The 25,613-nt window shown below is 69.5% G+C and carries 27 protein-coding genes; 9 read left to right on the top strand and 18 right to left on the bottom strand.

All coding sequences use genetic code 11. The features are described 5' to 3' along the window. Positions 1–22 precede the first annotated feature (22 nt). Positions 23–745 (top strand): PEPxxWA-CTERM sorting domain-containing protein, encoded by a 723-nt coding sequence (locus FMM06_RS17125; protein ID WP_143554980.1) that lies wholly within the window; start codon positions 23–25, stop codon positions 743–745. 262 nt (positions 746–1,007) lie between these two features. Beyond that, positions 1,008–1,895, top strand: a complete 888-nt coding sequence (locus FMM06_RS04525; RefSeq protein ID WP_185965037.1) for a nuclease-related domain-containing protein — start codon at positions 1,008–1,010, stop codon at positions 1,893–1,895. On the opposite strand, the gene FMM06_RS04520 is transcribed toward FMM06_RS04525, so the two are convergent. The 5 genes from FMM06_RS04520 to FMM06_RS04500 form a co-directional block, all read right to left on the bottom strand. Beyond that, positions 1,892–2,587 (bottom strand): PEPxxWA-CTERM sorting domain-containing protein, encoded by a 696-nt coding sequence (locus FMM06_RS04520; protein ID WP_235889068.1) that lies wholly within the window; start codon positions 2,585–2,587, stop codon positions 1,892–1,894. The genes FMM06_RS04525 and FMM06_RS04520 overlap by 4 nt on opposite strands. Positions 2,588–2,652: 65 nt before the next feature. Further along, positions 2,653–3,384 (bottom strand): PEPxxWA-CTERM sorting domain-containing protein, encoded by a 732-nt coding sequence (locus FMM06_RS17120; protein ID WP_235889066.1) that lies wholly within the window; start codon positions 3,382–3,384, stop codon positions 2,653–2,655. A 95-nt stretch (positions 3,385–3,479) separates the two neighbouring features. Then, positions 3,480–4,487 carry a helix-turn-helix domain-containing protein gene (locus tag FMM06_RS04510; protein ID WP_143554978.1) on the bottom strand — a complete coding sequence of 336 codons (1,008 nt, stop codon included), beginning with the start codon at positions 4,485–4,487 and terminating at the stop codon, positions 3,480–3,482. A 47-nt stretch (positions 4,488–4,534) separates the two neighbouring features. Then, positions 4,535–4,981 carry a GNAT family N-acetyltransferase gene (locus FMM06_RS04505; protein ID WP_185965036.1) on the bottom strand — a complete coding sequence of 149 codons (447 nt, stop codon included), beginning with the start codon at positions 4,979–4,981 and terminating at the stop codon, positions 4,535–4,537. After that, complete coding sequence (locus tag FMM06_RS04500; RefSeq protein ID WP_143554976.1) at positions 4,978–6,006, bottom strand: aspartate-semialdehyde dehydrogenase; 1,029 nt, start codon at positions 6,004–6,006, stop codon at positions 4,978–4,980. Before FMM06_RS04500 ends, FMM06_RS04505 begins: the two co-directional genes overlap by 4 nt. Before the next feature lie 95 nt (positions 6,007–6,101). Here FMM06_RS04500 and FMM06_RS04495 point away from each other — a divergent pair, with 95 nt between their 5' ends. Beyond that, a complete protein-coding gene (locus FMM06_RS04495) occupies positions 6,102–6,863 on the top strand; it encodes a hypothetical protein (protein WP_143554975.1) in 762 nt (253 codons plus the stop codon). Here the strand turns inward: FMM06_RS04495 and FMM06_RS04490 are convergent. Both FMM06_RS04490 and FMM06_RS04485 read right to left on the bottom strand, forming a co-directional pair. Continuing rightward, a complete protein-coding gene (locus tag FMM06_RS04490; protein WP_143554974.1) occupies positions 6,856–7,368 on the bottom strand; it encodes a PEPxxWA-CTERM sorting domain-containing protein in 513 nt (170 codons plus the stop codon). The two genes, FMM06_RS04495 and FMM06_RS04490, sit on opposite strands and share 8 nt — an antisense overlap. A 271-nt stretch (positions 7,369–7,639) precedes the next feature. After that, positions 7,640–8,893 carry a dicarboxylate/amino acid:cation symporter gene (locus tag FMM06_RS04485; protein ID WP_143554973.1) on the bottom strand — a complete coding sequence of 418 codons (1,254 nt, stop codon included), beginning with the start codon at positions 8,891–8,893 and terminating at the stop codon, positions 7,640–7,642. 131 nt (positions 8,894–9,024) lie between these two features. Between FMM06_RS04485 and FMM06_RS04480 the strand changes: the two genes are divergently transcribed. After that, positions 9,025–10,407, top strand: a complete 1,383-nt coding sequence (locus tag FMM06_RS04480) for a pyridoxal phosphate-dependent decarboxylase family protein (protein ID WP_143554972.1) — start codon at positions 9,025–9,027, stop codon at positions 10,405–10,407. Here FMM06_RS04480 and leuB read toward each other — a convergent pair. Then, a complete protein-coding gene (gene leuB, locus FMM06_RS04475; RefSeq protein WP_143554971.1) occupies positions 10,402–11,457 on the bottom strand; it encodes a 3-isopropylmalate dehydrogenase in 1,056 nt (351 codons plus the stop codon). The two genes, FMM06_RS04480 and leuB, sit on opposite strands and share 6 nt — an antisense overlap. 118 nt (positions 11,458–11,575) lie before the next feature. On the opposite strand from leuB, the gene FMM06_RS04470 reads away from it, so the two are divergent. Further along, entirely contained in the window at positions 11,576–12,361 is a 786-nt protein-coding gene (locus tag FMM06_RS04470) for a hypothetical protein (RefSeq protein WP_143554970.1), read from the top strand. A gap of 20 nt (positions 12,362–12,381) precedes the next feature. Here FMM06_RS04470 and FMM06_RS04465 read toward each other — a convergent pair whose 3' ends face one another. From FMM06_RS04465 to FMM06_RS04450, 4 genes are read right to left on the bottom strand one after another with little or no spacing between them, the layout of a single operon-like run. Beyond that, positions 12,382–12,705, bottom strand: coding sequence for a hypothetical protein (locus FMM06_RS04465; protein WP_143554969.1), 324 nt, complete (start codon positions 12,703–12,705; stop codon positions 12,382–12,384). After that, positions 12,702–13,307 carry a 3-isopropylmalate dehydratase small subunit gene (leuD, locus tag FMM06_RS04460; RefSeq protein ID WP_143554968.1) on the bottom strand — a complete coding sequence of 202 codons (606 nt, stop codon included), beginning with the start codon at positions 13,305–13,307 and terminating at the stop codon, positions 12,702–12,704. Before leuD ends, FMM06_RS04465 begins: the two co-directional genes overlap by 4 nt. After that, the gene (leuC, locus tag FMM06_RS04455; protein ID WP_143554967.1) at positions 13,307–14,719 is read right to left on the bottom strand and encodes a 3-isopropylmalate dehydratase large subunit; all 1,413 of its coding nucleotides are present in this window, start codon (positions 14,717–14,719) and stop codon (positions 13,307–13,309) included. The genes leuD and leuC overlap by 1 nt, the downstream gene beginning before the upstream one ends. Positions 14,720–14,738: 19 nt before the next feature. Beyond that, entirely contained in the window at positions 14,739–15,374 is a 636-nt protein-coding gene (locus FMM06_RS04450) for a PEPxxWA-CTERM sorting domain-containing protein (protein WP_143554966.1), read from the bottom strand. A gap of 197 nt (positions 15,375–15,571) precedes the next feature. On the opposite strand from FMM06_RS04450, the gene FMM06_RS04445 reads away from it, so the two are divergent. Then, positions 15,572–15,793, top strand: a complete 222-nt coding sequence (locus tag FMM06_RS04445) for a hypothetical protein (protein WP_143554965.1) — start codon at positions 15,572–15,574, stop codon at positions 15,791–15,793. A gap of 39 nt (positions 15,794–15,832) precedes the next feature. Here FMM06_RS04445 and FMM06_RS04440 read toward each other — a convergent pair whose 3' ends face one another. Further along, entirely contained in the window at positions 15,833–17,200 is a 1,368-nt protein-coding gene (locus FMM06_RS04440; protein WP_144237083.1) for an L-serine ammonia-lyase, read from the bottom strand. An 83-nt stretch (positions 17,201–17,283) separates the two neighbouring features. Between FMM06_RS04440 and mgtE the strand changes: the two genes are divergently transcribed. Both mgtE and FMM06_RS04430 read left to right on the top strand, forming a co-directional pair. Continuing rightward, positions 17,284–18,675: a magnesium transporter gene (gene mgtE, locus FMM06_RS04435; protein ID WP_143554964.1), complete on the top strand. Its 1,392-nt coding sequence runs from the start codon at positions 17,284–17,286 to the stop codon at positions 18,673–18,675. Next, positions 18,675–19,085: a DUF1489 family protein gene (locus FMM06_RS04430; protein ID WP_143554963.1), complete on the top strand. Its 411-nt coding sequence runs from the start codon at positions 18,675–18,677 to the stop codon at positions 19,083–19,085. The genes mgtE and FMM06_RS04430 overlap by 1 nt, the downstream gene beginning before the upstream one ends. On the opposite strand, the gene FMM06_RS04425 is transcribed toward FMM06_RS04430, so the two are convergent. The 5 genes from FMM06_RS04425 to FMM06_RS04405 all read right to left on the bottom strand — a co-directional run bounded on the left by FMM06_RS04425 (position 19,082) and on the right by FMM06_RS04405 (position 23,884). Further along, positions 19,082–19,765 carry a head GIN domain-containing protein gene (locus FMM06_RS04425; RefSeq protein WP_143554962.1) on the bottom strand — a complete coding sequence of 228 codons (684 nt, stop codon included), beginning with the start codon at positions 19,763–19,765 and terminating at the stop codon, positions 19,082–19,084. The genes FMM06_RS04430 and FMM06_RS04425 overlap by 4 nt on opposite strands. Positions 19,766–19,944: 179 nt before the next feature. Further along, positions 19,945–20,451, bottom strand: a complete 507-nt coding sequence (locus FMM06_RS04420) for a CarD family transcriptional regulator (protein WP_235889063.1) — start codon at positions 20,449–20,451, stop codon at positions 19,945–19,947. Between the two features lie 241 nt (positions 20,452–20,692). Continuing rightward, complete coding sequence (gene fdxA / locus FMM06_RS04415; RefSeq protein WP_143554961.1) at positions 20,693–21,028, bottom strand: ferredoxin FdxA; 336 nt, start codon at positions 21,026–21,028, stop codon at positions 20,693–20,695. Positions 21,029–21,058: 30 nt separating this feature from the next. Further along, a complete protein-coding gene (locus tag FMM06_RS04410; protein ID WP_235889062.1) occupies positions 21,059–21,364 on the bottom strand; it encodes an RNA-binding S4 domain-containing protein in 306 nt (101 codons plus the stop codon). A gap of 3 nt (positions 21,365–21,367) precedes the next feature. Next, positions 21,368–23,884 carry a helicase-related protein gene (locus FMM06_RS04405; protein WP_143554960.1) on the bottom strand — a complete coding sequence of 839 codons (2,517 nt, stop codon included), beginning with the start codon at positions 23,882–23,884 and terminating at the stop codon, positions 21,368–21,370. Positions 23,885–24,140: 256 nt separating this feature from the next. On the opposite strand from FMM06_RS04405, the gene FMM06_RS04400 reads away from it, so the two are divergent. Continuing rightward, positions 24,141–25,583, top strand: a complete 1,443-nt coding sequence (locus tag FMM06_RS04400; RefSeq protein WP_143554959.1) for a M23 family metallopeptidase — start codon at positions 24,141–24,143, stop codon at positions 25,581–25,583. The last annotated feature ends 30 nt before the right edge of the window (positions 25,584–25,613 follow it).

Here is a 25,613-nt window from a genome sequence, read left to right as displayed (position 1 = left end):
CACGAAGTTCGGGGTGTGTCGAATGTTGCTCAGGCTTTTGTCGACTGCTGCCTTGGTCGCGTCGGTCGCTGCGCCGGCGGCGGCGGTCACGACGCTGACCTTCAACTTCGGCGGTGGCACGGGCAACGCCGCGTCGGTCGCCCGGACCGTCGACGGCGTCACCCTGACCGCAACGGCGCGCCGCTTCACCTCAGCACCGAACACCCTGACCAGCCTCACGCAGACGACCGGCGCAGGCGTCCAGATCAGCGCCAGCACGTCGGGCATCGGCGTCGGCGGCGGCGGGTCGAACCCCCAGATCGACACCAACCAGGCCGGCCGACGCGAGGCGATCCTGATCGCGAGCAGCGCCCCGAACTTCTCGCTGCGGGGCCTCAAGCTGTCCGAGATCGACGCCAACGATACGCTGCAGATCTACGGCGTCAATGCCGACGACACGCTGACCTCGCTCGACTTCGCAGGGACCATCAAGTCGAGCCTCGGCGGCGCCACGGTCGTCAACTCCGCGGCGAACGGCGGCACGTCGGCGATCACGCTGACCACCCCGAGCGCCTATTTCTCCCGCTACCTGTTCACCACCCGCGTCGGCGGCGACGCCCGCTACATGGGCGACCTGGGCCAGGGCTACCGCATCGACACCGTCAGCGGCGCCGTCCCCGAACCCGGCGTCTGGGCGATGCTCATCGTCGGCTTCGGCCTCGTCGGCTTCGCCGCGCGCCGCCGGAAGAGGGTCGTTACCGCCTGACCTAGAGCCTCACCGACCGAGACCCCAGCTCGCCGAAACAACCACTTATTTCTTCTTAATCTATTTGAGTTTAACTCCCGCCGTCCGGAGTCGCGGACGGTTGCCGGCGAGGGGGCTCGCTGGTTCGGGGGTTGCTTATGAGCTTCGTGTCGCGTGCCGCGACGGCGCCCGGGCGCCGGTCATGATCCTGAAGGCACAGGAAAACAGCCGCGACGATATCGCGACGCTCGAACAGCTGGCGCGCCATCCGCAGGCGACCGACGTGCAGCGCCAGCAGATCAGCGACCAGATTCGCAACCTTCGCTCGGGCGACCGCGGCGAGGCCGAGGCGGCTTACGAGATCGACCTGCATTTCGGCCGAAGCCCGAACTGGATGATCATTCACGACCTTAGGATCGAGCATCGCGGCTTCGTCGCGCAAATCGACCACCTGATGATCAATCGCCTGCTCGAATTCTGGGTGCTCGAAAGCAAGCGTTTCGCCAATGGCGTCAAAATTAACGAGCACGGCGAGTTCACGACCTTTTATGATAGGGTGCCGCGCGGTGCAGCGTCGCCGATCGAGCAGAACAGGCGCCACATCAAGGTGCTGGAGACCGTCATCGCCGATGGCATGATCCGGCTGCCGAGCCGGATCGGCTTCACCGTGCAACCCAAGCTGAAGAGCCTCGTTCTGATCTCGCAAGGCGCAATCAACCGCCCCCGCACGCATGTTCCCGGCATCGAGACGGTTATCAAGAACGACCAGCTGTCGACGACGGTCAATCGCGCACTGGACAAGGTCGGCGTCCTCGCGCTGACCAGTCTGGTCGGGCAGGCGACGCTCGAAGGGGTCGGCCACCAGATGCTCGCACTGCATCGTCCGATCACGCGGCGCTGGGCGGCGCAGTTCCGGCTGTCCGATACACCGATTCCGGCAGCCGAACCGCAGGAGGCCGCGGCGAATTCGACGCTGGCACGACGCCGCATCGGCCCCGCCGCCGCCTCGCAAGCAGCGCCTGAGCGCCACTGCACGAATTGCGCGGTTCCGGTATCGCAGGGTGTCGCGCGCTACTGCACCACCCAGCCGCTTTTCGGCGGCGCAATCTTCTGCATGTCGTGCCAGTCCAACGCGCTGCGGCAGGCGAAGCTGGAGGCGGCGCGGCCCTAGGCCGGGACGTTGCGCCGGCGGCGCATCGCCGCGCCCGCCATCCCGAAGCCGGCGATGAGCATCGCCCAGGTTGCAGGCTCGGGGACCGATGCCGCAGTGACGCTCAGGCTCGAGGAGATGTAGTTATTGGCATAGCCGAAGCCGCCTCCGCTGGTCGCCTGCCCGACGACCGCCTGGTATTGCAGCACCAGCTGGTCGCCCGCTGTCGCGTCGAGCTGCCAGAGGTCGCTGGTCTCGAAATACTCCTCGTTGGCGCAGCCGCTGCACAGCGCGGTGTAGAAGCTGCGTCGCGACAGCAGCTCGTCGGCAGCGTTGAAGTGTTCGAGCTGATAGAACAGCGAGCTGGTGGCATTGCGGTCACGGCTCGATTGCGCGGCGAAGCCGACAGCGACGTGCCACAGGCTGCCCGGCGCACCGTCGACGAGGACCTTAAAGAAGCTGTTGGCCAGCGCATAGCCAAAGCCGTCGCCATAGTACCCCGCATAGAGGCCGCTGTTGATGTCGGCGCTGCTCTCGGCGCGGACGGCGGTGTCGCCGTTGACCAGGGTCCGCGCGCTGTCGACACCGTACCCCGGCAGAAATTCCGATTCGATCGCGGTCTGGACGTACACCAAAGTTTCGGCGGTCGTGACCGTGGCGGTCGCGGGCGCCGCCAGGGCGAAGCTCAGCAGCGTGAGGATGGGCATCTTCATCGTCTGTTTCCTTGTTCGTGCCGGGGCGCCCGGCCTGCGATCGAAATTCGAGGTTTCGCCGCCGCTCAGCCGGCGACCGTCGCGCGGGTCGCGCGGCGGCGGCGGGCTGCCGACCCGACCGCACCGAAGCCGGCGATCAGCAGGGCCCAGCTGGCCGGTTCGGGGACCGCGCTGATCGATATGCTGCGCGTCATCATGCTTTGCGCCGAGCGAAAGCCGTCGCTGGCGAGACCGGCTGTGAACGCGCCGATCGACGGCACGGGGTTTGCGGGCATGTCGCCGAAGCTTTTCGCGGTGATGGTCAGGAAGAGGCTGTCGCCGGCCTGGGCGACGCGGGTCCACGACCGGGCGAAGGTCGAGTAGCCGGTCACGTCGCAGCCGCTGCTGCAGCTGTCGAGCTGCTGGATATCGACCCACAACAGGTCGCCCGCGCCGCTCATGTGCCACGCTGCCGCGATGGCCATGCCGTGCCCCAGGCCGAAGCTGTCGATATAGCCCTGCGCATCGAGGGTGACGCGCTGCGCGCTTGGCGCGTCGTACTGGTAACGCGTCGAGGCATAGGCGTGGTGGGCGCTGTCGAAGCCCGAATAGGTTGCGATGACCGAGCTGCCGGTCACGTTCAGGGCCTGCGCGAAGAGCTCGTTGTTGCCGCCGAATATTCCCGACCGCGTGATGTCGACATCGATCCCGTTGGGCCCGAAGCCGTTCAACGCGACGAAGCTGTTGGTCGATGCGGCCGCAAGCGCCGTCGATGGCACGGCGGCGAGTGCCGCGGCGATGGCGATGGTTTTCAACATGTTCGGGCTCCCCTTTGGTGTGGGAGCCGTCTAGCTGCTTCGTCACGCCGGGCGTTTGAGCCGGCGGACCATTCGCTTGGACCTGCGTGCCAGCCTCAGACGAGCGCGGCGACGGCCCGGCGGTAGAGCTCGGCGGGGGTCGCGCCGGCGGGTTCGGCGACGGGATGGTCGTTGATGTGGCCGCGCAGGTCGCTCATCGAATAGCCGAAGCTCGCCTTGAACTGGTTCGCCAGATGCGCGGCGTCCTCGAAGCCGCAGTCGAAGCCGATCTCCCCAAGCGTGCGGTGGTCGAGGGGATCGGCGACGGCGCGGTGGACGAGGCGGAGCCGCCGCCGCCGGTCGAAGGTCAGCACCCCGCCCTCGTCGCGAAACAGGCGGAACAGGCTCGACCGCGTCGTCGCGAGGTCGGCGATCATCCGCTCGACGTCGAGGCTGCCCGGCGGCTGGGCCCGGATATAGGCATGCGCCCGCGCCCGGAGCGTCGTTGCCAGCGCCCTGCCCTCGGGCCGCGCGATGCCGGCGACGGCATTGGCGAACAGGTCGCGGACGATGCGCGACAGCGGCGCGACGCTGGCCGGCGCGGTCGACGGCAGCTGCTCGACCAGCGAGCGCAGGAAGGCGACGAACAGCCGCGTCTCGGGGGTGCGCGGCAGCACGCCGTGGACGTCGACCATGCCGCCCGCTTCCTCGAGGAAGGCGCGCGACATGGTGATGCCGATGCTGTGGGCGCGGCCGGCGATGTCGCAGCGGCCGAGGCGATTGAGATTGGCGACGACGACGTCGCCCGGCCCCAGCGCTTCGTCGATCCCCGGCGCGGTGAAGCGATATTCGCCCGTGTAGGGCACGACGATCAGGAAGTGGTTCGCGGCGGTCGACTGCAGATACTGCGCGTCACGGTCCATCGTGAACGCATCGGTGGTCTGGACTGAGACGAGCATGCGGTCGAGGTTCCAGAAGTCGGCCTCGGCGAAGAACGGCCCCGTCCCCGGCCGCGTCACCCGCGACTGGGTCGTGAACGACGCCCAGGCCGCGAACTGCCGGTCCTCGGGCAGGTCCGCGGTGGTCAGGTGCATGGTCGGGATGACGGGCGCCGGCTGGTCCATGCACTCTTGTAGAGCAGCCGAAACGAAGCACGCCAAGACCTTGCTGGTCAGGCGGGGCGTTGCCAGAGCCAGACGTGGCCGTCGTCGGGGTCCTCTGCGTCGCCGGCAAAGCTGAAACCGAGACGGGCGAGGATGCGGTTCGACGTATTGGGTTCGGGAAGCGTGTGCGCGACGACCAGCACGACGCCCCGACCCCGCGCGATCTCGATCAGGCCCGCCGCCATGGCCTGCGCGACCCCTTGGCGCTGGACAGGCGGGAAAGTGCCGTAGGCGATCTCCACCGCACCATCGGCGGGCGGCGCCTTGAACGCACACAGGCCGACCGCCTCGCCGTCGCGCCGCGCGAGATAATTGCCCCAGGGCTGCGGCCGCTGGGTGCGGAACAGTTCGCCGATTATCGCCCGAAGCCCGTCGCGGTCGCCATAGGCCGAACCCCAATTGTCCGCCGCCTGATCGAGGTCGAGGTCGGCGGGCAGTGGCTCGAGGACGATCAAGCCGCCTTCTGCAGATGCCGCCGCCCGAGCAGTTCGGCGATCTGCACCGCGTTCAGCGCGGCGCCCTTGCGGAGGTTGTCGCTGACGCACCACAGGTTGAGGCCGTGCGGGACGGTCGGGTCCTTGCGGACGCGGCTGATGTAGGTGGCGTATTCGCCGACGCACTCGATCGGCGTGATGTAGCCGCCGTCCTCGCGCTTATCGATCAGCATGATGCCCGGCGCCTCTCGCAGGATGCGCTGCGCCTCGGCGACCGACAGCGGACGCTCGAACTCGATGTTGATCGCCTCGCTGTGCCCGACGAACACCGGCACGCGGACGCAGGTCGCGGTGACCTCGATTTCGGCCGCCATGATCTTGCGCGTCTCGACGACCATCTTCCACTCTTCCTTGGTGGAGCCGTCGTCCATGAAGCTGTCGATGTGCGGGATGACGTTGAAGGCGATCTGCTTGGTGAACTTGGAGCTGGTCTTGGGGTCGCCGACGAACACCGCGCGGGTCTGCTCGAACAGCTCGTCCATGCCCGCCTTGCCGGCGCCGCTGACCGACTGATAGGTCGAGACGACGACGCGCTTGATCGTCGCGGCATCGTGCAGCGGCTTCAGCGCGACGACCATCTGCGCGGTCGAGCAGTTCGGGTTGGCGATGATGTTGCGGCGCTTGTACCCGTCGATCGCCTGCGGGTTCACCTCCGGCACGATCAGCGGCACGTCGTGATCCATGCGGAACAGCGAGCTGTTGTCGATCACCGTGCAGCCCGCTGCGGCCGCCTTGGGCGCGTAGATCTTCGCCGGGCCCGAGCCCGCGGCGAACAGCGCGATGTCGTAGCCGGTGAAATCGAAGTGCTCGATATTCTGCACCTTGAGCTCTTGGCCCGCCTCGCCGAAGTCGATCATGTCGCCCTGGCTGCGGCCGCTGGCGACTGCGGCGATTTCCGCAATCGGAAACTGCCGCTCGGCGAGGATGTTGAGCATCTCGCGCCCGACGCTGCCGGTCGCGCCGACGACGACGACTTTATAGGCCATTGGAAGGTCTCCTGTGCGGCGCGCTCTTAGGCCGCGCTGTTCGAACCGGCAAGGCAGGTTGCGGCGCGCGGCGGGGCGCTCTAGGCGCTGCGGCCATGCGTGCGGCGTCGTCCCAGCCCCTGTCGGACGATCCGCGCGCCCGGCGGCGTATCATCGCGCTGCTGATCGTGCTGATCGTCCATGCGCTGCTGATCACCGCGCTGATCGTGCTCGGGCAGGTCAAGGTGCCGCCGATCATCGAGCGCGCGGCCATGATGGTCGTGAACGTCACGGAGGAGCGGCCGCCGCCGCCGACACGTGTCACCCCGACCCCGGCCGAGCAGGTCGACGCTGCCCCCTCCCCACTGCGCGCGACGCGCACTGTTGCGCCGCCGCCCAAGGTGCCGGCGCCCAAAGCCGAACCGACGGCCATCCTCGACATCGACTTCGATCTCGCCAAGGCCCCGCCCGCGCCGACCAAGGACACGGGCACCGCGGTCGCCGACGGCACCGCGTCGAGCAGGGCGATCGGCCCGACCTATGGCCCGACACTGGGCAAGCGCACCGGCCCCGGCGGCGAGCCGCTGTACGCGGCCGAGTGGCAGGTCGAGCCGACGTCGGCGCAGCTCGCCTATTACCTGCCCGAGGGCGGCGCGCCGAACGACAGCTATGGCATGATCGCCTGCCGCACCGTCGCGAACTACCGCGTCGAGGATTGTTTCGAGCTGGAGGACACGCCGGGCACGCGGCTGGCGGGCACGCTGCGCAAGGCGGCGTGGCAGTTCCGCGTCCGCCCGCCGCGCGAGGGCGGCCGCCCGATGATCGGCGCGTGGGTCAGCATCCGCATCACCTGGACGCGCGACGGCAGCGTCAGATAGCGAGGCGCCGCCGCCGCTGCGCCGCACCGACGAGGCCGAAGCCGGCGATCATCAGGCCCCAGGTCGCGGGCTCGGGCACCGCGGCGAGCGACCAGCGCCCGGCTTCATAGGGCTCGCGGATGTTGCCGAACTCGGGGCTGGTCGACACCAGCGGCTGGAAGTCGACGATGTCGGGGTCGAACAGCACGCCGATCTCGAAATTGTCGGGGTCGGTGATCGCGAAGAAGTCGAGGATCGCGCCGTCGAATGTCACCGTCGGGGCGCGCTCGACGCCGTACAGCGTGCTCGCGGTGATCACCACCGGCGTCGCCGGCCCGGCAACGCCGTCGAAGCGGATCGGCCCCGCGACCCCGTCGATCGCCACGGTGTTGCCGTCGCCGAGCAAGGTGCCCGTCAGCCGGCCGGTCAGCGTGCCGCCGGTCGAGACATAGGTGAACGCGAAGGTCGCTGCCTGCGCGCTGCTCGCGCCGAGCAACAATGCCGCGACCGCAAATGCCAGTTTCATGCCCGCCTCCAGTTGTTACCGGAGCGTCAGGCCGCGCGGGATTGCAGGGTGATGACAAGCGGGCCGGACGATGCCGGCCCGCGGCGGCGCTAGCGCATCATGCCCAGGCCGATGACGCCGATGGCCGGCGCGATGAGAATCCACATCCAGATCGTCTGAATTTCCATGGTCGCTCTCCCCAAGTTGGGTGGGACCCGGCGTTGAGCAGGTGCCCCACTCGGTTACGGCGTGACAAGACCGCATGCGGAGACTAGGCGGTTCGTCCGGCGCGTCAAGTTGTCGCAGCAGTAGGCTCGGTCTCGTCCTCGCCCTTCGCCAGCACCGTGGTCACCGCGAGGTCTGCGGTCACATTGCCGATGGTGCGGAACAGGTCGGGAAGAAGTTCGACCGCGATCAGCAGCGGCAGCACGACGATCGGCACCCCCATCGCCAGCGCGATCGGTGCGACGCTCGTGATGAACGACACCTGCCCCGGCAGGCCGACCGCGGCGATGCTGACCGCGAACGCCACCGCGACGCCCGCCGCGAGCGCCCACGGGTCGAGCGCGACGCCGTGGAGATAGGAAACGTACACCACCACCGCGAGGTTGGCGGGCGCACTGGTGGCGCGGAACACCGACACCGCGAGCGGCAGAACGAGGCGCGCGATCGGCTGCGGCAGGCGAAGCTCCTGCGTCGCGACCTCGACCATCGCGGGCAGCGTCGCGATCGACGACTGGGTGCTGAGCGCGACGATCTGCGCGGGCAGGATGGCGCGCGCGAAGCGCAGCAGCGGCACCGGGCGCACCACCGCGATGAGCAGGTACAGCCCGGCGATCAGCACGATCTGGACGATGATGACGATCGCCACATAATGCGCGAGCACGCCGATCGCGGCGATGCCGGCGCGCGTGCCGACGAGCAGCGCCAGCGCGAACACGCCGATCGGCGCCGCCCGCAGCACCCAGTCGACGAGCACCAGCATGGTCTGCACGACGCCGTCGAAGAAGCCGCCGAGCGAGGCGCGCGGCCCCTCCGGAATGCGCGTCGCGGCGAGTGCGAAGGCCATCGCGAAGACGACGACGGGCAGCATGCTTCCCGACGCGGCCGCTGCCACGGCATTCGACGGCACGAAGCTGCGCACCCACTGCGCCGCCGACAGCGGCTCGGCGGCCGGCGCCGCACCGGCACTGGCGAGCAGTCGCGCCGCCGCCTCCGCCGGGACCGGCCACAGGTGGAGCAGCAGCGGCGTGACGATGACGCTCATCGTGCCGCCCGCGATGACGATGGCCGCGAACCACAGCAGCGCCTTCGCCGCGCGCGCACTGGCGCTGGCGGTGCCCGCTGCACTCGCGATGCCGGTGAACAGCAGCGCGAAGACCAGCGGGATGATCGTCATCTGCAGCGCGTCGAGCCAGATGTTGCCGATCGGCTCGGCGATGCTCGCGACGCGCGCTGTCACATCGGGCGTCGCGAATGCCGCGAGCGCGATGCCGACGCCCAGACCCAGGACGAGGGCGACAAAGATACGGACGGTGAGAGACATTGGGTGAATGAACGCGGGCGTCGGGATAATGGCAACCAACTTATTCTTGCGCGCTGCCCGTGCGGCGTCCGGAATCCGCGCGACGGCACCTCCGGACCGGCGCTAGAACGCCGCCGCAGGGGAGGATCGGCATGACGGACGACAGCAGCTGGCGGGCGATGGAGCGGGCCGTGGCAGCCGCGCGCGTCTATATCGACGGGCTCGACAGCGCGCCGGTCGGCGCGACGGTCGACCTGGCGACGCTGCGCGCCCGGCTCGACACCGGCCTGCCCGCGACCGGCGTAGCGCCCGACCGCGTCATCGACGAGCTCGTCGCCGCGACCGAGGGCGGCCACAACGCCAGCACCGGCGGGCGCTTCTTCGCCTGGGTGATCGGCGGGGCGCTCCCCGCCGCGCTTGCCGCAGACTGGCTGACCGCCGCCTGGGACGAGAATGCCGGGATGTACAGCTGCGCGCCTGCCGCGTCGGTGGCGGAGGAGGTCGCGGGGGCGTGGCTGAAAGACGTGCTCGGCTTGCCCGCCAGCGCCTCGTTCGCGCTGACCACCGGCTGCCAGATGGCGCACGTCACCGCGCTCGCCGCGGCGCGCCACGCGCTGCTGGCGGCGCGCGGCTGGGACGTCGAGGCGGACGGGCTCAACGGTGCGCCGCCGATCGCGGTGCTGGCCAACGCCCAGCGCCACCATTCGCTCGACCGCGCGCTGCGCCTGCTCGGCATCGGCTCGCGCGCCGTGGTGCCGCTGGCGACCGGCGACGACGATCGGGTGCGCCCCGAAACGCTGGCCGCCGCGCTCGCCGAGCGGGGCGGCCTGCCGACGATCGTCGCGCTGAACGCCGCCGACCTGAACATTGGCGCGTGCGACGATTTCGCGACGCTGATCCCGATCGCGCGCGCCGCAGGGGCGTGGGTGCATGTCGACGGCGCCTTCGGGCTATGGGCGGCCGCCAGCCCGCGCCTGCGTGCGCATGTCGCCGGGGTCGAGCTCGCCGACAGCTGGGCGACAGACGCGCACAAATGGCTCAACACGCCCTACGACTGCGGCATCGCGGTTGTCCGCGACGCCGCCGCGCACCGCGCCGCGATGACGGTCAGCGCGAGCTATCTGGTCGTCGACGGCGGCGCGCGCGACGCGATCGACTGGACGCCCGAATTCTCGCGGCGCGGGCGCGGCTATATCGTCTATGCAGCGCTGCGCGAGCTGGGCCGCGACGGGCTGGCGGCGCTGTTCGACCGCTGCTGCGACCATGCCGCGGCGCTCGCGCACGGCGTCGCGGCACTGCCCGGCGCGGCGCTGGTCGGCGGCCCCGGGCTCAACCAGGCGCTGGTCCGCTTCACCGGCGCGGACGGAGCCGACTGCACCGACGCGGTGATCGCGCGCGTCAACGCCGGGGGCGAGGCGTTCTTCAGCGGCACGCTGTACCGCGGCCGCCGCGCGATGCGGATCAGCGTGTGCAACTGGCGGACTTCCGACGCCGACGTGGCGCGCGCCGTCGCAGCGGTCGCCGCAGCGCTATAACCGCGCGAGGATCGCGTCGCCCATGTCCGCGGTGCCGAGTGTGCCGCCCAGATCGCGCGTCCGCGCGCCTGCGTCGAGCGCCGCCTCGACCGCCGCCTCGACGCGCGTCGCCAGGTCGGGCCGCCCGAGCGAATAGCGCAGCGCCATCGCCAGGCTGAGGATCGACGCGCAGGGGTTCGCCACACCCTGCCCAGCGATGTCGGGCGCCGAGCCGTGGATCGGCTCGTACAGCCCGGGGGTCCCCGCCTCGCCGATCGCCGCCGAGGGCAGCAGGCCGAGCGAACCGGTCAGCATCGCCGCCTCGTCGCTCAAGATATCGCCGAACAGATTGTCGGTCAGGATGATGTCGAACTGCTTGGGGTATTTCACCAGCTGCATCGCGGTATTGTCGGCGAGCATGTGGCTCAATTCGACGTGTGGGTATTCGGCGTCGCGCAGCGCCTGCACCTCCTCACGCCAGAGCAGCCCGGCCTCCATGACGTTCGACTTCTCCGCCGAGCAGACGCGCCCCGACCGGCCCGCCGCCAGCTCGAACGCGACGCGCGCGACGCGGCGGATCTCGCCGCTGGTATAGCTGTGGGTGTTGACCCCGCGCCGCTCGCCGCCGCCCAGATCCTCGATGCCGCGCGGATTGCCAAAATAGACGCCGCCGGTCAGCTCGCGGACGAACAATATGTCGAGGCCTTCGACCAGTTCGCGCTTCAGGCTCGACGCGTCGGCAAGGCTCGCGAAGCAGCGCGCCGGGCGCAGATTGGCGTAGACGTTCATCCCCGCACGCAGCGCCAGCAGCCCTGCCTCGGGCCGCTTGTCGTAGGGCTGTCCGCTCCACTGCGGCCCGCCGACCGCCCCCATCAGCACCGCGTCGGCGGCCTTGGCCTCAGCCAGCACCGCGTCGGTCAGCGGCACCCCGTCGGCGTCGATGCCCGCGCCGCCGAAGCGCGCGGTCGAGGTGACGATGCCTGCGTCGAGCGCGGCAACGATTCGCTCGCTCTGTGCAGTGACTTCGGGGCCGATGCCGTCGCCGGAAAGGAGGAGGAGGGTCTTGGTCATGCCACCCCCCTAGCGGGGTTCGACCGTCGCCGCCAAGCCGCGTGAGGATTTACTTGCGGACACGCAACGATTCGGCGCAGGGTCAGGCAGGGCCGCGCCACCAGCCGAGGAACCGACCATGAAATCCTACCTGTTCGCCGTCGCCGCCCTAGTCGCGGCCGCGCCCGCCACCGCCGCCAGCCCATTCGACGGGACGTGGAAGGCCGACACCGCCGCATCGCAGATGTCGGAAAAGCCTATCGTCTACAGCCTCGCGGGCGGCACCTATTCGTGCTCGACCTGCACGCCCCCGGTGAAAATCCCCGCCGATGGCAAGTTCCACGCGGTGAAGGGCAATCCCTATTACGACATGATGTCGGTGACCGTGGTCGATCCGAACACGATCAAGCGCATGTCGACCAAGGCGGGCAAGCCGGCGGGCGAATCGACCGCGACGGTTTCACCCGACGGCAAGATGATGGCCAATGCCTATACCGACATGTCCGCGACGAACGGGGTACCGGTCACGGGGACCAACAGGTTCGAACGCGTCGGCACTGCCGTGGCGGGCGCACACGCGATTTCGGGGTCGTGGCGCGGCCTGAAGGGGAACGAGGCTTCGGAGAGCGGACTGAACTTCACCCTCGCGCTCGACGGTGACACGCTGAAATTCTCGACCCCGACGGGCGTCACCTACACCGCCAAGGTCGACGGGCCCGAGGCCCCGGTGACCGGCGATCCGGGCTGGACATCGGTGGCGATCAAGCGCGAGGGGCCGATGACGCTGGTCGAAACCGACTACCGGGACGGCAAGAAGATCGCCACATACCGCATGACCGTTTCGGCCGATGGCAAGACGCTCACCGGCGAGACCGAGAACTTCCTGAACGGACGCAAATCGGTCGAGGTCGCGCGCAAGCAATAGGCGGTCCCGCGCGAGGTGCCTCAGCGCGGCACCTCGCCGGTCGCGTAGAACTTTGCCTGATCGGCGGCGTAGATGCGGCGGCCGTTGGCGATGTTGCCATCGGTCTCGGCAGTCGCTTCCGCCTCGGTGCGGCCCAGCTCGACGCCGCGCTTGATGCTCTCGGCGCGGAACGCCGCCTGTTCAGAAAGGCACGACTTGGCGAAGCCGACGGCGAAGTCGTCGGGCTTCATGCGCATCGTCATGCCCATGCGGACGCTGCTTGCGAGGCAGCCGGTGAAGGCATCGGCGGTAGCATCGAAGCCGCTCGCCGCCGCGGCCATCGCGAGCGTCACGGCGAGGATCATGCCGCCACCCGTGCCGCAGCGCCGCCGACCCACGGCCGGGCGCTCGCCAGCCGCGTCTCGAACGCCGCGATGTCTTGCCCCAGCGCCTCGGTCAGCGCGATCTCGTCGCTGCCGTTGAGCAGGCAGTCCTTCCGAAACGGGTCGACCGCGAAGGCGAAGCGGTCCTGATATGGCGTCGTCACGACCTGGTTCTCGAGGTCGACGGTCAGCGGCTGGTCGGCCGCGACCTCCATCAGCCGGTCGATCTGTTCCTGCGGCAGCGCGACGAGCAGGATGCCGTTCTTGAAGGCGTTGCCCGCGAAGATGTCGGCGAACGAGGGCGCGATGACCACGCGGAACCCCATGTCGGCCAGCGCCCAGGGCGCGTGCTCGCGGCTCGACCCGCAGCCGAAGTTGTCGCCCGCGATCAGGATCGGCGCGCCCCTGTTCTGCGGCGCATCGAAGATGTTCGCCGGATCCTCGCGCAGCGTCGCAAAGGCGTGCGCGCCCAGCCCCGCCCGGGTCACAGTCTTCAGGAAGCGCGCCGGGATGATCGCATCGGTGTCGACATTCTCCGCCCCGAACGGGACGGCGGTGCCGGTGAGGGTGTGGAAAGGCTGCATCAGGCCATCAACTCCCGCACGTCGGTCAGGCGCCCCGTCACCGCCGCTGCCGCCGCCATCGCGGGGCTGAGCAGATGGGTGCGGGCGCCCGGACCCTGCCGCCCCACGAAATTGCGATTGCTGGTCGACGCGCAGCGTTCGCCCGGCGGCACCTTGTCGGGGTTCATGCCGAGGCACATCGAGCAGCCGGGTTCGCGCCAGTCGAAGCCGGCCTCGATGAACACGCGGTCGAGCCCTTCAGATTCGGCCTGGCGCTTGACCAGCCCTGACCCCGGCACGACGAGCGCCTGGCGAATGTTGGGCGCGACGCGACGGCCCTGCGCCACGGCGGCGGCGGCGCGCAGGTCCTCGATGCGGCTGTTGGTGCAGCTGCCGATAAAAATGTTCTCGACCGCGACATCGGCGAGGCGCGTGCCCGGCGCGAGGCCCATGTACGCCAGCGACTTGGCAGCCGCGACCTGCTTGCCTGCGTCGGCGAAGCCGGCGGGATCGGGCACCGTGCCGGTGATCGGCACGACGTCCTCGGGACTGGTGCCCCAGGTCACCAGCGGCGCGATTGCGCTGCCGTCGACGACGATCTCGGTATCGAACACCGCGCCCGGGTCGCTCGGCAGTGTCCGCCAATACGCGACCGCCGCGTCCCAGTCGGCACCCTGCGGCGCGCGCGGGCGGCCTTCGACATAGGCGAAGGTCTTGGCGTCAGGGGCGACGAGGCCAGCCCGCGCGCCCGCCTCGATCGCCATGTTGCAGAGCGTCATCCGCCCTTCCATCGAAAGCGTCTCGATCACCGGCCCGGCAAATTCGATGACATGCCCCGTGCCGCCGCCAGTGCCGAGCTGGCCGATGACCGCGAGCGCGACGTCCTTCGCGCTGATCGAAAAGCCGAGCGTCCCCGTCACCGTGACGCGCATCGCCTTGGCGCGTGCGAGGTGCAAAGTCTGCGTCGCGAAGACATGCTCGACCTCGGACGTGCCGATGCCGAACGCCAGCGCGCCGAAGGCGCCGTGCGTCGCAGTATGGCTGTCGCCGCAAACCAAAGTCAGGCCCGGCAGCGTGAAGCCCTGCTCGGGCCCGATGACATGGACGATGCCCTGTGCGGCGGCATGGATGCCGATCAGCTCGACGCCGAACTCGGCGCAGTTCGCCTCCAGCGTCGCCAGCTGCAGCGTGCTCGCGGGATCGGGATTGGGCAGATAGCGATCAGTCGTCGGCACGTTGTGATCGGGCACGCCGAGCGTCAGGTCGGGGCGATGGACGCGCCGCCCGGCCAGCCGCAGCCCTTCGAACGCCTGGGGCGTCGTGACCTCGTGGATCAGGTGCCGGTCGATCCAGATAAGGTCAGTGCCGTCGTCACCGGTGCGGACGACGTGATCGTCCCAGATCTTGGCGTAGAGCGTGCGGGGAGCGGACATGCCGCCCCCCGTAGCAAAGTCAGGCGGCGAGTGCGACCCGGCGGCGCATGCCAAGGCCGACAAGGCCGAAGCCGGTGATCAGCAGCGCCCAGGATGCCGGCTCGGGTACGGCGCCCGACACCGAGAAGGCTGCCGACTGGTTCGGCTTGAAGCCGGCCGGATCGAAGAAATTGCCCGACTGGTACAGCGTGCCACCCGCCTTGGCATAGCCGGGGATCGACAGGCCGTTCGCGTTGAAGAAGCTGATGTCATAGCTGCCCGCCGCCAGTGCGAGGCCGGGGATCGCGACGGTGACCAGCGACCGCGTGCGCTCGCTGGCGGTCGGCACGGCGACACTGCTGGTGAACTCGGCGGGCGTGAAGGTGTAGCTGGCGATACTCGTTCCAGGCAGGGCGCCGGCGAGGTTGAAGAAGCCGATGTTGACGGCATTGCCGGCATAGAAGCTGGTGTCGAGCGCGAAGGTCACGCTGTCGATCGTCGAGTCCTGCGCCAGGGTGAAGGTGTCGTAGATGCGGAACTGCAGAAAGCTGTTGCAGCTGCTGCAATAGCCCGCGACGACCGGATCGACGGTCAGGTCGGGCAGCGACTGGTAGAGCACGCCCGCGGCGGCTGGACCGGCCGCGAGCAACGCGACGGCGGCAAATATCGATTTCATGGCAGAAGACCCCTTAAACGCAACGCAACGACGCAACCCGGCAGGCCCCCGCCCGTCCCCGACCAACAATGCCCCCTTAATATTTGATTACGGAACGACCGCGCACGCGGACGCAGTGACACACAGATTTCACGGAGTTGCGACGGAGCGCCGCACCGCGATGTTCGTTGTCTGGGCGAACCCGTTGGAGAGCGACCATGGCCAGCCCGCCCAAATTCACCGAAAATGCCGATGCCCCGCTTAGCGTCGAGGAACTGGCGGGCGACCGTGCGGCGTCGGGCCAGACGACCGATCCGCTCGATGCGCCATTGGGCGACGACGAGGAGCGGACCCACGACGATCCGGACGGCACGGCGGATCTCGAGGAGCGCGAGGACACGGTCGTCCAGAATTCGCTGACGATGCTGCCGCCGGGCTGAAGACTGCGGGTCGCTTTCTCCCCGCAAGCGGGAGAGAGGTCAGCAGGCGACGACGTTGACCGCCAGCCCGCCGAGCGACGTTTCCTTGTACTTCTCGCCCATGTCGGCGCCGGTGCGGCGCATGGTTTCAATGACCTGATCGAGGCTGACGCGGTGCGTCCCGTCGCCGAGCAGCGACAGGCGCGCGGCCTCGATCGCCTTGACCGCGCCGACCGCGTTGCGCTCGATGCACGGCACCTGGACCAAGCCTCCGACTGGGTCGCACGTCAGGCCAAGGTTGTGCTCCATGCCGATCTCGGCGGCGTTCTCGATCTGCATGTCGGTACCGCCGAGCGCCGCGGTCAGCCCCGCCGCGGCCATCGAGCAAGCGACCCCGACCTCGCCCTGGCAGCCGACCTCGGCGCCCGAGATCGAGGCGTTCTCCTTGAACAGGCTGCCGATCGCCGCTGCGACTAGCAGAAAGCGATCGGCGCCCTCGACCGTCGCGCCGGGGGCGAAGCGTTCGTAGTAGCGCAGGACCGACGGGATGATGCCGGCAGCGCCGTTGGTTGGCGCAGTGACCACCCTGCCCCCGGCGGCATTCTCCTCGTTGACCGCGAGCGCCCAGAGGTTGACCCAGTCGAGCACTGCCAGCGGATCGGCGAGCGCGCGTTCCTGCCGGTCGCGGAGCAGCGCCAGCACCGCGGGGGCGCGGCGGCGGACCCTGAGACCGCCCGGCAATTCGGCTTCGAGGCTGCGGCAGCCGCGGTCGATACAGTCCGACATCGCGGCGCGGATCGCGGCGAGGCGCGTCCGCACCTCGGCCTCGCTGTGCGCGGCGAGTTCGTTGGCGAGCGCCAGCCCGCCGATGTCGAGGCCCGTCGCCGCCGCCATGCGGAGCAACTCGTCGCCCGAATGGAAATTGTGCGGCGCGTCCGCCAGCCCCTCGGGCGGGGCGTTGCGCGCGATCTCGGCCTCCCCCACCACCGCGCCGCCGCCGATCGAATAGGCGACGCTCGTGCACAGCTCGGCGCCGTCGGCGGCGAAGGCGGTGAAGCGCATGCCGTTGGAATGGAAGGGCAGTCGCTCGCGCTGGTGCCACAGCACGTCGCGGGCTTCGTCGAAGGCAATGTCGGCCGTGCCGCCCAGACGCAGCCGCCCGGTAGCCCGGATTGCGGCGACCGTCGTGGCGCTGGCGTCGGGGCACAGGTTCTCGGGCCGCTCGCCGCTCAGGCCGAGCAGCACGGCATGGTCGGTGGCGTGGCCCTTGCCGGTCAGCGCGAGGCTGCCGAACAGCTCCGCCCGGACGCGCGCGACGCCCGCGGGTAGTGTCGCCGCAAAATCGCACGCCGCGGTCATCGGCCCCATCGTATGCGACGACGACGGCCCGACGCCGATCTTGAAGAGTTCGAAGACGCTGGCGACCATGCGCGGGGTGTAGGGCACGGTCCGTGCTTCGTCATCCCGCTTTCGCGGGGTGACGTGCGGCAGGAGCGCGTTATAACCCCGCCATGGCCGATCCCGACCTTCAAGAAGCGGCCTCGGCGCTCGATGCCGACGACCGGCTGACCGGCGCGTTCGTCGCGCAGGTCATCGCCGCGCTCGACGACGGCGACAACGAGGCGGCGCGCGCGCTGGCCGAGCCGCTGCACCCCGCCGACATCGCCGACCTTTTCGAGCAGGTGCCGGCGCACGACCGCGCCGGGCTGGCAGCGGCGCTGGGCGACAAGCTCGACGCCGAAGTCTTCGCCGAGATGAACGAATGGGTGAAGAGCGAGCTGCTCGACCTGCTCGACGCCGGCCAGGTCGCCGAAATCGCCCAGGCGCTGGATACCGACGACGCCGTCGCGATCCTCGAGGACATGGACGCGGGCGACGCGCAGGACGTGCTACGCGCGATGACGCCCGAGGACCGCGCGGCGATCGAGGAGGCGCTGTCTTACCCCGAGGAGTCCGCAGGCCGCTTGATGCAGCGCGACCTCGTCGCGGTGCCGGAGGACTGGACGGTGGCGCAGGTCACCGCCTTCCTGCACGAGCGCCCCGACCTGCAGACCGACTTCTGGGAGATCTTCGTCGTCGACGAGGGGATGCTGCCGGTCGGCACGATGCGCCTGTCGTGGTTGCTGACAACGCCGCCCGACATCGCGGTCGCCGACCTGATGCAGCGCGACCAGACGCTGATCCCGGTCGACATGGACCAGGAGGAAGTGGCGCTGCGCTTCCAGAAATACGCGCTGATCTCGGCCGCGGTGGTCGACCTGAAGGGGCGGCTGGTCGGCGTGATCACCGTCGACGACATCGTGCACATCATTCAGGAAGAAGCGGGCGAGGACATCCTGAAGCTGTCGGGCGCCGGCGACGGCGACATCAACGAGCCGGTATTCGACACCTACAAGACGCGCAGCCGCTGGCTGATCGTCAACCTGGGTACCGCGATGGTCAGCAGCTCGGTGATTGCGGCGTTCGCGCCGACGATCGAGAAGTTCGTCGTGCTCGCCGCGCTGACCCCGATCGTCGCGTCGGTCGGCGGCAATGCCGGCACGCAGACCATGGCGGTCGCGGTGCGCGCGCTGGCGACCAACCAGCTGACCGAGGCCAACACCCGCCGCACGATCTGGCGCGAGCTGCGCGTCGCCGCCGCCAACGGGCTGACGGTCGCGACGCTGATGGGCATCGGCACCGCGCTGGTCTTCCAGAACCCGATGCTCGGCGGCGTGATCGCCGCCGCCATGCTGTTCAACATTCTCGTCGCGGGCATGGCGGGGGTGATTGTGCCCGTGCTGCTCGACCGCTTCAACTTCGACCCCGCGGTGTCGTCGTCGGTCTTCGTCACCATGACGACCGACACGATGGGGTTCCTGGGTTTCCTGTGGCTGGCGACACGCGCGGGGCTGACGGGTTAGTGGTTCACCTGACCAAGGTCGCGGTGGGCTGCGCGGACATCGACGTACTGGCGGCGCGCCAGGCCGAGAACGCGCCGGTGGCGGGCACCGCGCGCTGCCTGACGCGCTTCATGCCCAAGCGCGCGGCCGAGCTGGTCGGCGGGTCGCTCTTCTGGATCATCAAGCACCGGCTGGTGGCGCGCCAGACGATCTTGGGGCTCGACATGGTCGAGACGCCGTGGGGCGTGAAATGCGCGATCGCTCTGGTACCGGGCCCCGTGGCGGTGCTGGGCCAGCCGCGCCGCGGGCATCAGGGCTGGCGCTATCTCGACCCCGCCGACGCGCCACGCGACCTGCACGCCGGCGACGCCGACCTGGAGGCCGTGCCCGCGACGATGCTGCGCGAACTTCAGTCGTTGTGGCTGGTCTAGGCGGGGCAGGTCACCGAGCCGCTGCCGACCTTCGAGACGCTGCACTTGGCGCCACCGGCGATTCGCGCGTCGCCCGACCCCGCGACCGAGACCTTGGCGGCGCGGCTGGCGAAGGCGTCGATGTCACCCGATCCGCCGATACTGGCGGTCAGGGTCGCGCACTTGAGCGCGCCGAGGCGCAGCGAGCCCGACCCACCGATGCTCGCCTGGGTGTCGCCGCAGCGGCCCGCGGCGTCGATGCTGCCCGATCCGCCGACCTCGAACGACGCGCGCTCGGCATCGAGGCTGGCGACGCGGATCGACCCCGACCCGCCGACCGCTGCGCCGAAGCTCGGCACCTTGATGCGGTCGACGCTGATCGTCCCCGACCCGCCGAGATCGACGCCGCGCAGCATCGGAACGGTGACCGCAACGCGCACCTTGCCGTATTTGCCCCAAGTAACGTCCCAGTTGCCCTTCTTGGTGCCGATCTTCAGCACGCCGTTCTCGACACGGATATCGAGCCGGTCGAGCGCCTTCTGCTCGCCCGACGCGCGCACGGTGACGGCCTTGCCGGTCGTCACCAGCACCTCGGGCGACCCGGAGAGCGACAGACGGTCGAAGCTGCCGACGGGCACGTTCATCTCGGCGGCGAGCGCGGGGGTGGCGGTCAGCAGGGCGAGGGCGGCGAAGCGGATCATCGGCGGGGCTCCCGTTGTGTATTGGCTGGATAATACACAACGGGGTGGAGGGTGCAAGGGGAGTCGCGGCGAAGCCGCGGCGTCGGACGGCACCGGGCGATGGACGCCCGGGCCGCCGGCCACCCTTCGGCGAGTCCAGATCCAGGTCGAAATTCGCGAAGGGCGAATTTCGCCTTGGCTCAGGCCGCCTTCAGGACCAACTCGATCTTCACCACCGCTGCCGGCTCGTCGATGTTCTCCATCGCGGCGAGCTCGCGGGCCAGGCGGCCGATAGCGGCTTCGTAGATCTGGCGCTCCGAATAGCTCTGCTCGGGCTGGTCCTCGGCGCGGTGGAGATCGCGGACCACCTCGGCGATCGACACCAGGTCGCCAGAGTTGATCTTCGCCTCATACTCCTGCGCGCGGCGGCTCCACATCGTGCGCTTGATCTTGGCCTTGCCCTTCAGCGTGGTCATCGCCTCGAGCAGGGTCGCCTGGCTCGACAGCTTGCGCATGCCGACGCCTTCGGCCTTGTTGGTGGGGACGCGCAGCGTCATGCGCTCCTTCTCGAATCGCAGCACATAGAGTTCGAGGGCAGTGCCCGCGATCTCGCTCGACTGAACCTCGACGACCTTGCCGACGCCGTGCTTGGGATAGACGACATAGTCGCCGGCAACGAAATTCAGAGTCTTTGCTGCGGTTGCCACCATCGGGAAGTAATCCTCTCGCTCGCCGCCCGGCGGGACAGGCAAGCCACCCGCCGCTGACAAGCGAACATGGGAGGCCGAACCTGAGCGTTGCCTGCCTGGGCGACTGTTATAGGCCGTTGCCGTGCCCGGCAGTGGGCATGGCGGCCGGTTGACGTGTCTGCGAATGCTTACGCAAAACAGCCTATAACAGAAAAATCACGCAAGTTCCACTGCCGCCTTACGCGCGCGGCAAGTAGGGTCAGCTGTTGCCGGGCTGATCGGTGAAATACTTGTCGAACTTGCCCTCTTCGCCCTTATGCTCGTCGGCGTCGGGCGGGGTTGCGCCCTTGACGGTGATGTTGGGCCAGGTCGCGGACAGCGAGGCGTTGAGCTCCAGCCACTTTTCAAGGCCGCTCTCGGTGTCGGGCAGGATCGCCTCGGCCGGGCACTCGGGCTCGCAGACGCCGCAGTCGATGCACTCGTTCGGATTGATGACGACCATGTTGTCGCCCTCGTAGAAACAGTCGACGGGGCACACCTCGACACAGTCCATGTACTTGCACTTGATGCAAGCCTCGGTCACCACATAGGTCATCGCGCACGTCCCCTGAAACTTGGGGCCCTGCTAAACGGCGGCGAGCGCGTCCGTCAATGGGGCGCGACGCTGCGTCAGGTCGGTATAGAGTTCGCGCGCCTCGACGAAGGGCCCCCGGCGGTCGCTAAGCCCCTCGACGCGGACGACGATCACCTCGTCGGCGCGGGCGAAACTGACCACCGATCCGGCGCGCACCAGCGCCGAGGCCCGGTCGATGACGCGGCCGTCGAGCCTGAGATGGCGGCTCTCGCACAGTCGCTGCGCATCAGTGCGCGATTTGGACAGACGTGCGAACCACAACCATTTGTCGAGCCGCAATCCCTGACCGTAGACCAAGACCTACCTGCCTTTCATTTCCGCGAGCGCCGCAAAGGGGTTGGAGGGAGACACGGTGGAAACCTTGGGAGCGCGGTCGGGCTTGATGCCGCCCCACGCGAATGCCGCCGAGCCGTCGACGAGGCGCGGGCGATAGCCGAGCGCGCGCATCAGCCGCGCAAAGCCGTCGTGGCTCATGCCGACGCTCGCGACCCAGTTGGCGTCGGGGACGAAGGGCGTCCGACCCTCGCGCACCCCGTGCATGGCGCGCGCCAGCCGGTCGACCATGTCGACCCGCACCGCCTGCGCGCCGACCGCCCAGAAGCCCGCGACGCCGTAGAAGGCCGGCGGCACGTTCGGCGCGACGTCGATGGTGACGCGCCCCGCGAGCGGCGGCGGCGGCAGGTCGTCGGCGAGCGCCGCGACGCTCCACAGCGCGAGGCGCCAGCGCGTCGGCTCGGGGCGCAGCAGGTCGGCGACGTAGATATGGACGACGCCCAAGCGGACACCGGCGGCGAGTAGCAGCTTGCGGTCGGCGCGCGTCAGCGCCTCGACCTGGGCCGCGACCGCCTCACGCTGGATCACCCCCATCGTCTCGACCAGCCGCACGATCAGCCCGCGCGCCGCGGGCGAGACGGTCGGGGTCAGGCGGACGACGCGGGTCAGCGCCGCAAGATGCGCGTCGCGCGCCACCTCGAACCATGCGGCGAGCCGCCCGACGACGCGCGCGCGTTCGGGCGTCGGCACCGCCTCGAGCGCGCGGTCGAGGTCGATGCGCGGGTGCAGCGCGTCGCGCCCGGCGCGCAGCTTGGCGATCTTCGCCCCGTTCCACAGGATGCGCGGCGGCATGCCGCCGTCGAAAGCGAGCGTGAACGCCGCGTCGGGACTGTCGGCGAGCCGCACCGCACGGCGCGACAGCTCGCGCGGCAGGTGGCGCTCGGCGGCGGCGAGCAGCAGCTTGCGCTCGCCGGCGCGCGCCGAGGGGTCGGGGGTGAAGCGGAAGCCGTCGAGATGGCCGATGACCTCGCCCTCGACCGCCAGCGCACCATCGTCGGCGACCGCGACGCGCTGCTCGCCCTTGAGCTTCAGGCCCTGCAGCAGCACCGCGGTGCGCCGGTCGACGAAGCGCTGCGTCAGCCGCTGGTGCAGCGCGTCGGACAGCCGGTCCTCGACCGCCCGAGTCCGCTCGGCCCATTCGGCGGCGTCGGTCAGCCAGCCCGGCCGGTGCGCGACATAGGTCCATGTCCGCGCCGCGGCGATCCGCCCCGACAGCGTCGCGATATCGCCCGCGACATTGTCGAGGCTTGCGACCTCACTCGCCAGCCACGCCGGGGGCAGCGTGCCGTCGCCCTCACTTAGGTGGCGGAAAACGCGCCCGACAAGCCGCGCGTGCTGCTCGGCACCGGTCTTGCGGTAATCGGGCAGCTGGCACGCCGCCCATAGCCGCTTGAGGCGGCCCGGACCGTGCGCGCGCTCCATCACCCAGGGCTCGCCGCTCAATTTCTTGAGCACCGCGAAGTCGATCGCATCGTCGGCGCGGACCAGCTCGCGCAACGGCGAGATTTCGTCGAGCGACGCGATCAGGCGCGGCAGCGTGTTGAACTCGATCCGCGGGTTGCGCCACGTCAGCTGGGTCAGCGGCGCGAAGCGGTGCGCCTCGATCGCCTCGATCTCCTCGGGCTCGAAGGTCTGGGCGCTGTCGTGACCCATCTGGACGACGCCGAAGGTCCCGTCGCGCTGGTGCCGCCCTGCCCGGCCGGCGATCTGCGCCATCTCGGGGACCGTCAGCCGCCGGTGCCGCCGCCCGTCGAACTTGTGCAGGCTCGCGAACGCGACATGGGCGATGTCCATGTTGAGGCCCATGCCGATCGCGTCGGTGGCGACGAGATAATCGACCTCGCCCGACTGATACATCGCGACCTGCGCGTTGCGCGTGCGGGGGCTCAGGCTGCCCATGACCACCGCCGCACCGCCCTTGTGCCGCCGCAGCATCTCGGCAAGCGCATAGACTTCGGCGGCGGTGAACGCGACGATGGCGGTGCGCTTCGGCAGCCGGCTCAGCTTCTTCGGCGGCGCATAACTCAGGGTCGAGAAGCGTGGCCGGGTGACGATCTCGCATTCGGGCAGCAGGCGGCGCAGCAGCGGGCGCAGCGTCTCCGACCCCAGGATCATCGTCTCGGCATAGCCGCGCCGGTGCAGCATCCGGTCGGTGAAGACGTGCCCGCGCTCGGGGTCGGCACCGACCTGCCCTTCGTCCAGCGCGACGAATGCCACCTCGCGGTCGGCGGGCATCGATTCGGCGGTGCACAGGAAATAGCGCGCGGTGGCGGGCAGGATCTTCTCCTCGCCGGTGATCAGCGCCACCTGCGCCGCGCCCTTGATCGCGACGACGCGGTCATAGACCTCGCGCGCCAGCAGGCGCAGCGGAAAGCCGATCATGCCCGACTGGTGGCCGCACATCCGCTCGACAGCGAGGTGCGTCTTGCCCGTATTGGTGGGTCCGAGGACTGCGGTCAGGTTGGCGACAGAAAGTCCGCTCATGCGGCCCGGGGCGGGAGCGCAAGGGCCGGAAATGGCTCCGGCAAGCGGCGAAAACTCTGCCTGCTCATCCTGTCCTTTTAAACGCTGCGGACCCTGTATTGGTCGCATAAAGCAAATCGGGATTCAAGTGACCGTTCAAAGACGGCAATTCGTCGCAAGCGCTTGATACCACGTTGAGGGCGCGATTGACTTGTCCGGACACCCGAGGTGAAGGCTGAACCTCAGCTAAACGACGAAGCGTGCGGGGGGTGCGAGCTTGTTTCAGTCGGGGGGACGTGGCGGCGATCTGGCACTGGAAAGCGCGTTTGCGCCCGGCTGGATCGTACCCGCACCACGCTTTGCACCGCATGTCGAACGCGCGCTCGATCGCCTCGGTAGCGGCGACTTTGCGGTCGACCTGGGCGACCGTATCGGTTCGCGGACCTGGTGGCGCGGTGCCGCGACTTTGGTCTGCCTGTGCGGTGCCATGCTGCTCGGCAGCGCGCCCACGCGCCTGGTCGCACCCGTCGCCGCGCCGCTGACCACCGCGCAGGCCGAGGATGCCGCCCCCGACGCCATCGCCCCGCTGGCGCTCGGCGCGACGAGCGGCCGCGACACCGCCCCAACCCGCTTCGCCCGTCCGCTCGCCGAGGCTCCCGAGCGCCCGCGCGTCGAACTCACTGCGCGCTACCGCACCACCGACAGCTTCGAGGGCGCGCTGCGCCGCGCCGGGGTCGGCCCGACCGATGCGAATGCCGCCGCGCGCCTCGTCGGCTCCGAAATCCGCCTCGACGAGATCCGCAAGGCCACCGACCTCGACCTCGTCATGGGCCGCCGCGAGAGCAAGCGCGTGCCCCGCCCGCTCGAGGCGCTGGGCTTCCGCGCCGCCTTCGACCTGCGCCTCGAACTCGCGCGCGTCGACGGCGAGCTGCGTTTGAAGCGCGTGCCGATCGCGGTCGACGAGACGCCGCTACGCGTATCGGGCACCGTCGGCGGCAGCCTGGCGCGCGCTGCAAAGGCCGCCGGCCTGCCCACTCCGCTGGTCGCCGAGGCGATCCGCCAGCTTGGCTATGCGGTTGATTTCCAGCACGGCGTCCGCCGCAGCGACCGCTTCGAGCTGGTCGCCGAGCACCGCCGCGCCGCGACCGGCGAGACCGAGACCGGCGCGCTGCTCTACGCCTCGCTCGGCAAGGTCGAGCTGATGCGCTGGGATTATGCCGGCAGGCCGCAGTTCTTCCGCGCCAACGGCGAGTCGGCGCGCAAGGGGCTGATGCGCACGCCGGTCGACGGCGCGCGCCTGACCAGCGGCTTCGGCATGCGTTTCCACCCGCTGCTCAACTATTCGCGCCTGCACCAGGGCGTCGACTTCGGCGCGCCGTCGGGGGCGCCGATCGTCGCGGCGGCGTCGGGGCGGATCGACTTCGCCGGCTATCACGGCGGCCACGGCAACTATGTCCGCATCGCGCACAACAAGGGGCTGTCGACCGCGTACGGCCACATGTCGCGCTTCGCGGTGCGCAACGGCCAGACGGTCAGCCAGGGCCAGGTGATCGGCTATGTCGGGTCGACCGGCCTGTCGACGGGGCCGCACCTCCATTACGAGGTCTGGCTCAACAAGCGCCCGGTCAACCCGATGACGATCAAGTTCCTCGGCGGCACGCAGCTCGGCGGCAGCGAGCTCGCGCGCTTCAAGGCCCAGATGGCACGCCTGCGCGGTTGAGGTTTGAGGCGCGGGGCCTTTCCCGCTAGG

Source organism: Glacieibacterium frigidum (genome assembly GCF_007097155.1).
Classification (GTDB): Bacteria; Pseudomonadota; Alphaproteobacteria; order Sphingomonadales; family Sphingomonadaceae; genus Glacieibacterium; species Glacieibacterium frigidum.
The sequence above is the reverse complement of the archived record's forward strand: the minus strand, read 5'-3'. Positions and strand labels throughout refer to the sequence as shown.

Excerpts from the sequence above, each read along its gene's own strand:
- FMM06_RS17125 (WP_143554980.1), top strand. The coding sequence starts at position 23 with ATGTTGCTCAGGCTTTTGTCGACTGCTGCCTTGGTCGCGTCGGTCGCT.
- FMM06_RS04520 (WP_235889068.1), bottom strand. The coding sequence starts at position 2,587 with ATGAAGATGCCCATCCTCACGCTGCTGAGCTTCGCCCTGGCGGCGCCC.
- FMM06_RS17120 (WP_235889066.1), bottom strand. The coding sequence starts at position 3,384 with ATGTTGAAAACCATCGCCATCGCCGCGGCACTCGCCGCCGTGCCATCG.
- FMM06_RS04510 (WP_143554978.1), bottom strand. The coding sequence starts at position 4,487 with ATGGACCAGCCGGCGCCCGTCATCCCGACCATGCACCTGACCACCGCG.
- FMM06_RS04500 (WP_143554976.1), bottom strand. The coding sequence starts at position 6,006 with ATGGCCTATAAAGTCGTCGTCGTCGGCGCGACCGGCAGCGTCGGGCGC.
- FMM06_RS04495 (WP_143554975.1), top strand. The coding sequence starts at position 6,102 with ATGCGTGCGGCGTCGTCCCAGCCCCTGTCGGACGATCCGCGCGCCCGG.
- FMM06_RS04490 (WP_143554974.1), bottom strand. The coding sequence starts at position 7,368 with ATGAAACTGGCATTTGCGGTCGCGGCATTGTTGCTCGGCGCGAGCAGC.
- FMM06_RS04485 (WP_143554973.1), bottom strand. The coding sequence starts at position 8,893 with ATGTCTCTCACCGTCCGTATCTTTGTCGCCCTCGTCCTGGGTCTGGGC.
- FMM06_RS04480 (WP_143554972.1), top strand. The coding sequence starts at position 9,025 with ATGACGGACGACAGCAGCTGGCGGGCGATGGAGCGGGCCGTGGCAGCC.
- leuB (WP_143554971.1), bottom strand. The coding sequence starts at position 11,457 with ATGACCAAGACCCTCCTCCTCCTTTCCGGCGACGGCATCGGCCCCGAA.
- FMM06_RS04470 (WP_143554970.1), top strand. The coding sequence starts at position 11,576 with ATGAAATCCTACCTGTTCGCCGTCGCCGCCCTAGTCGCGGCCGCGCCC.
- FMM06_RS04465 (WP_143554969.1), bottom strand. The coding sequence starts at position 12,705 with ATGATCCTCGCCGTGACGCTCGCGATGGCCGCGGCGGCGAGCGGCTTC.
- leuD (WP_143554968.1), bottom strand. The coding sequence starts at position 13,307 with ATGCAGCCTTTCCACACCCTCACCGGCACCGCCGTCCCGTTCGGGGCG.
- leuC (WP_143554967.1), bottom strand. The coding sequence starts at position 14,719 with ATGTCCGCTCCCCGCACGCTCTACGCCAAGATCTGGGACGATCACGTC.
- FMM06_RS04450 (WP_143554966.1), bottom strand. The coding sequence starts at position 15,374 with ATGAAATCGATATTTGCCGCCGTCGCGTTGCTCGCGGCCGGTCCAGCC.
- FMM06_RS04445 (WP_143554965.1), top strand. The coding sequence starts at position 15,572 with ATGGCCAGCCCGCCCAAATTCACCGAAAATGCCGATGCCCCGCTTAGC.
- FMM06_RS04440 (WP_144237083.1), bottom strand. The coding sequence starts at position 17,200 with ATGGTCGCCAGCGTCTTCGAACTCTTCAAGATCGGCGTCGGGCCGTCG.
- mgtE (WP_143554964.1), top strand. The coding sequence starts at position 17,284 with ATGGCCGATCCCGACCTTCAAGAAGCGGCCTCGGCGCTCGATGCCGAC.
- FMM06_RS04425 (WP_143554962.1), bottom strand. The coding sequence starts at position 19,765 with ATGATCCGCTTCGCCGCCCTCGCCCTGCTGACCGCCACCCCCGCGCTC.
- fdxA (WP_143554961.1), bottom strand. The coding sequence starts at position 21,028 with ATGACCTATGTGGTGACCGAGGCTTGCATCAAGTGCAAGTACATGGAC.
- FMM06_RS04405 (WP_143554960.1), bottom strand. The coding sequence starts at position 23,884 with ATGAGCGGACTTTCTGTCGCCAACCTGACCGCAGTCCTCGGACCCACC.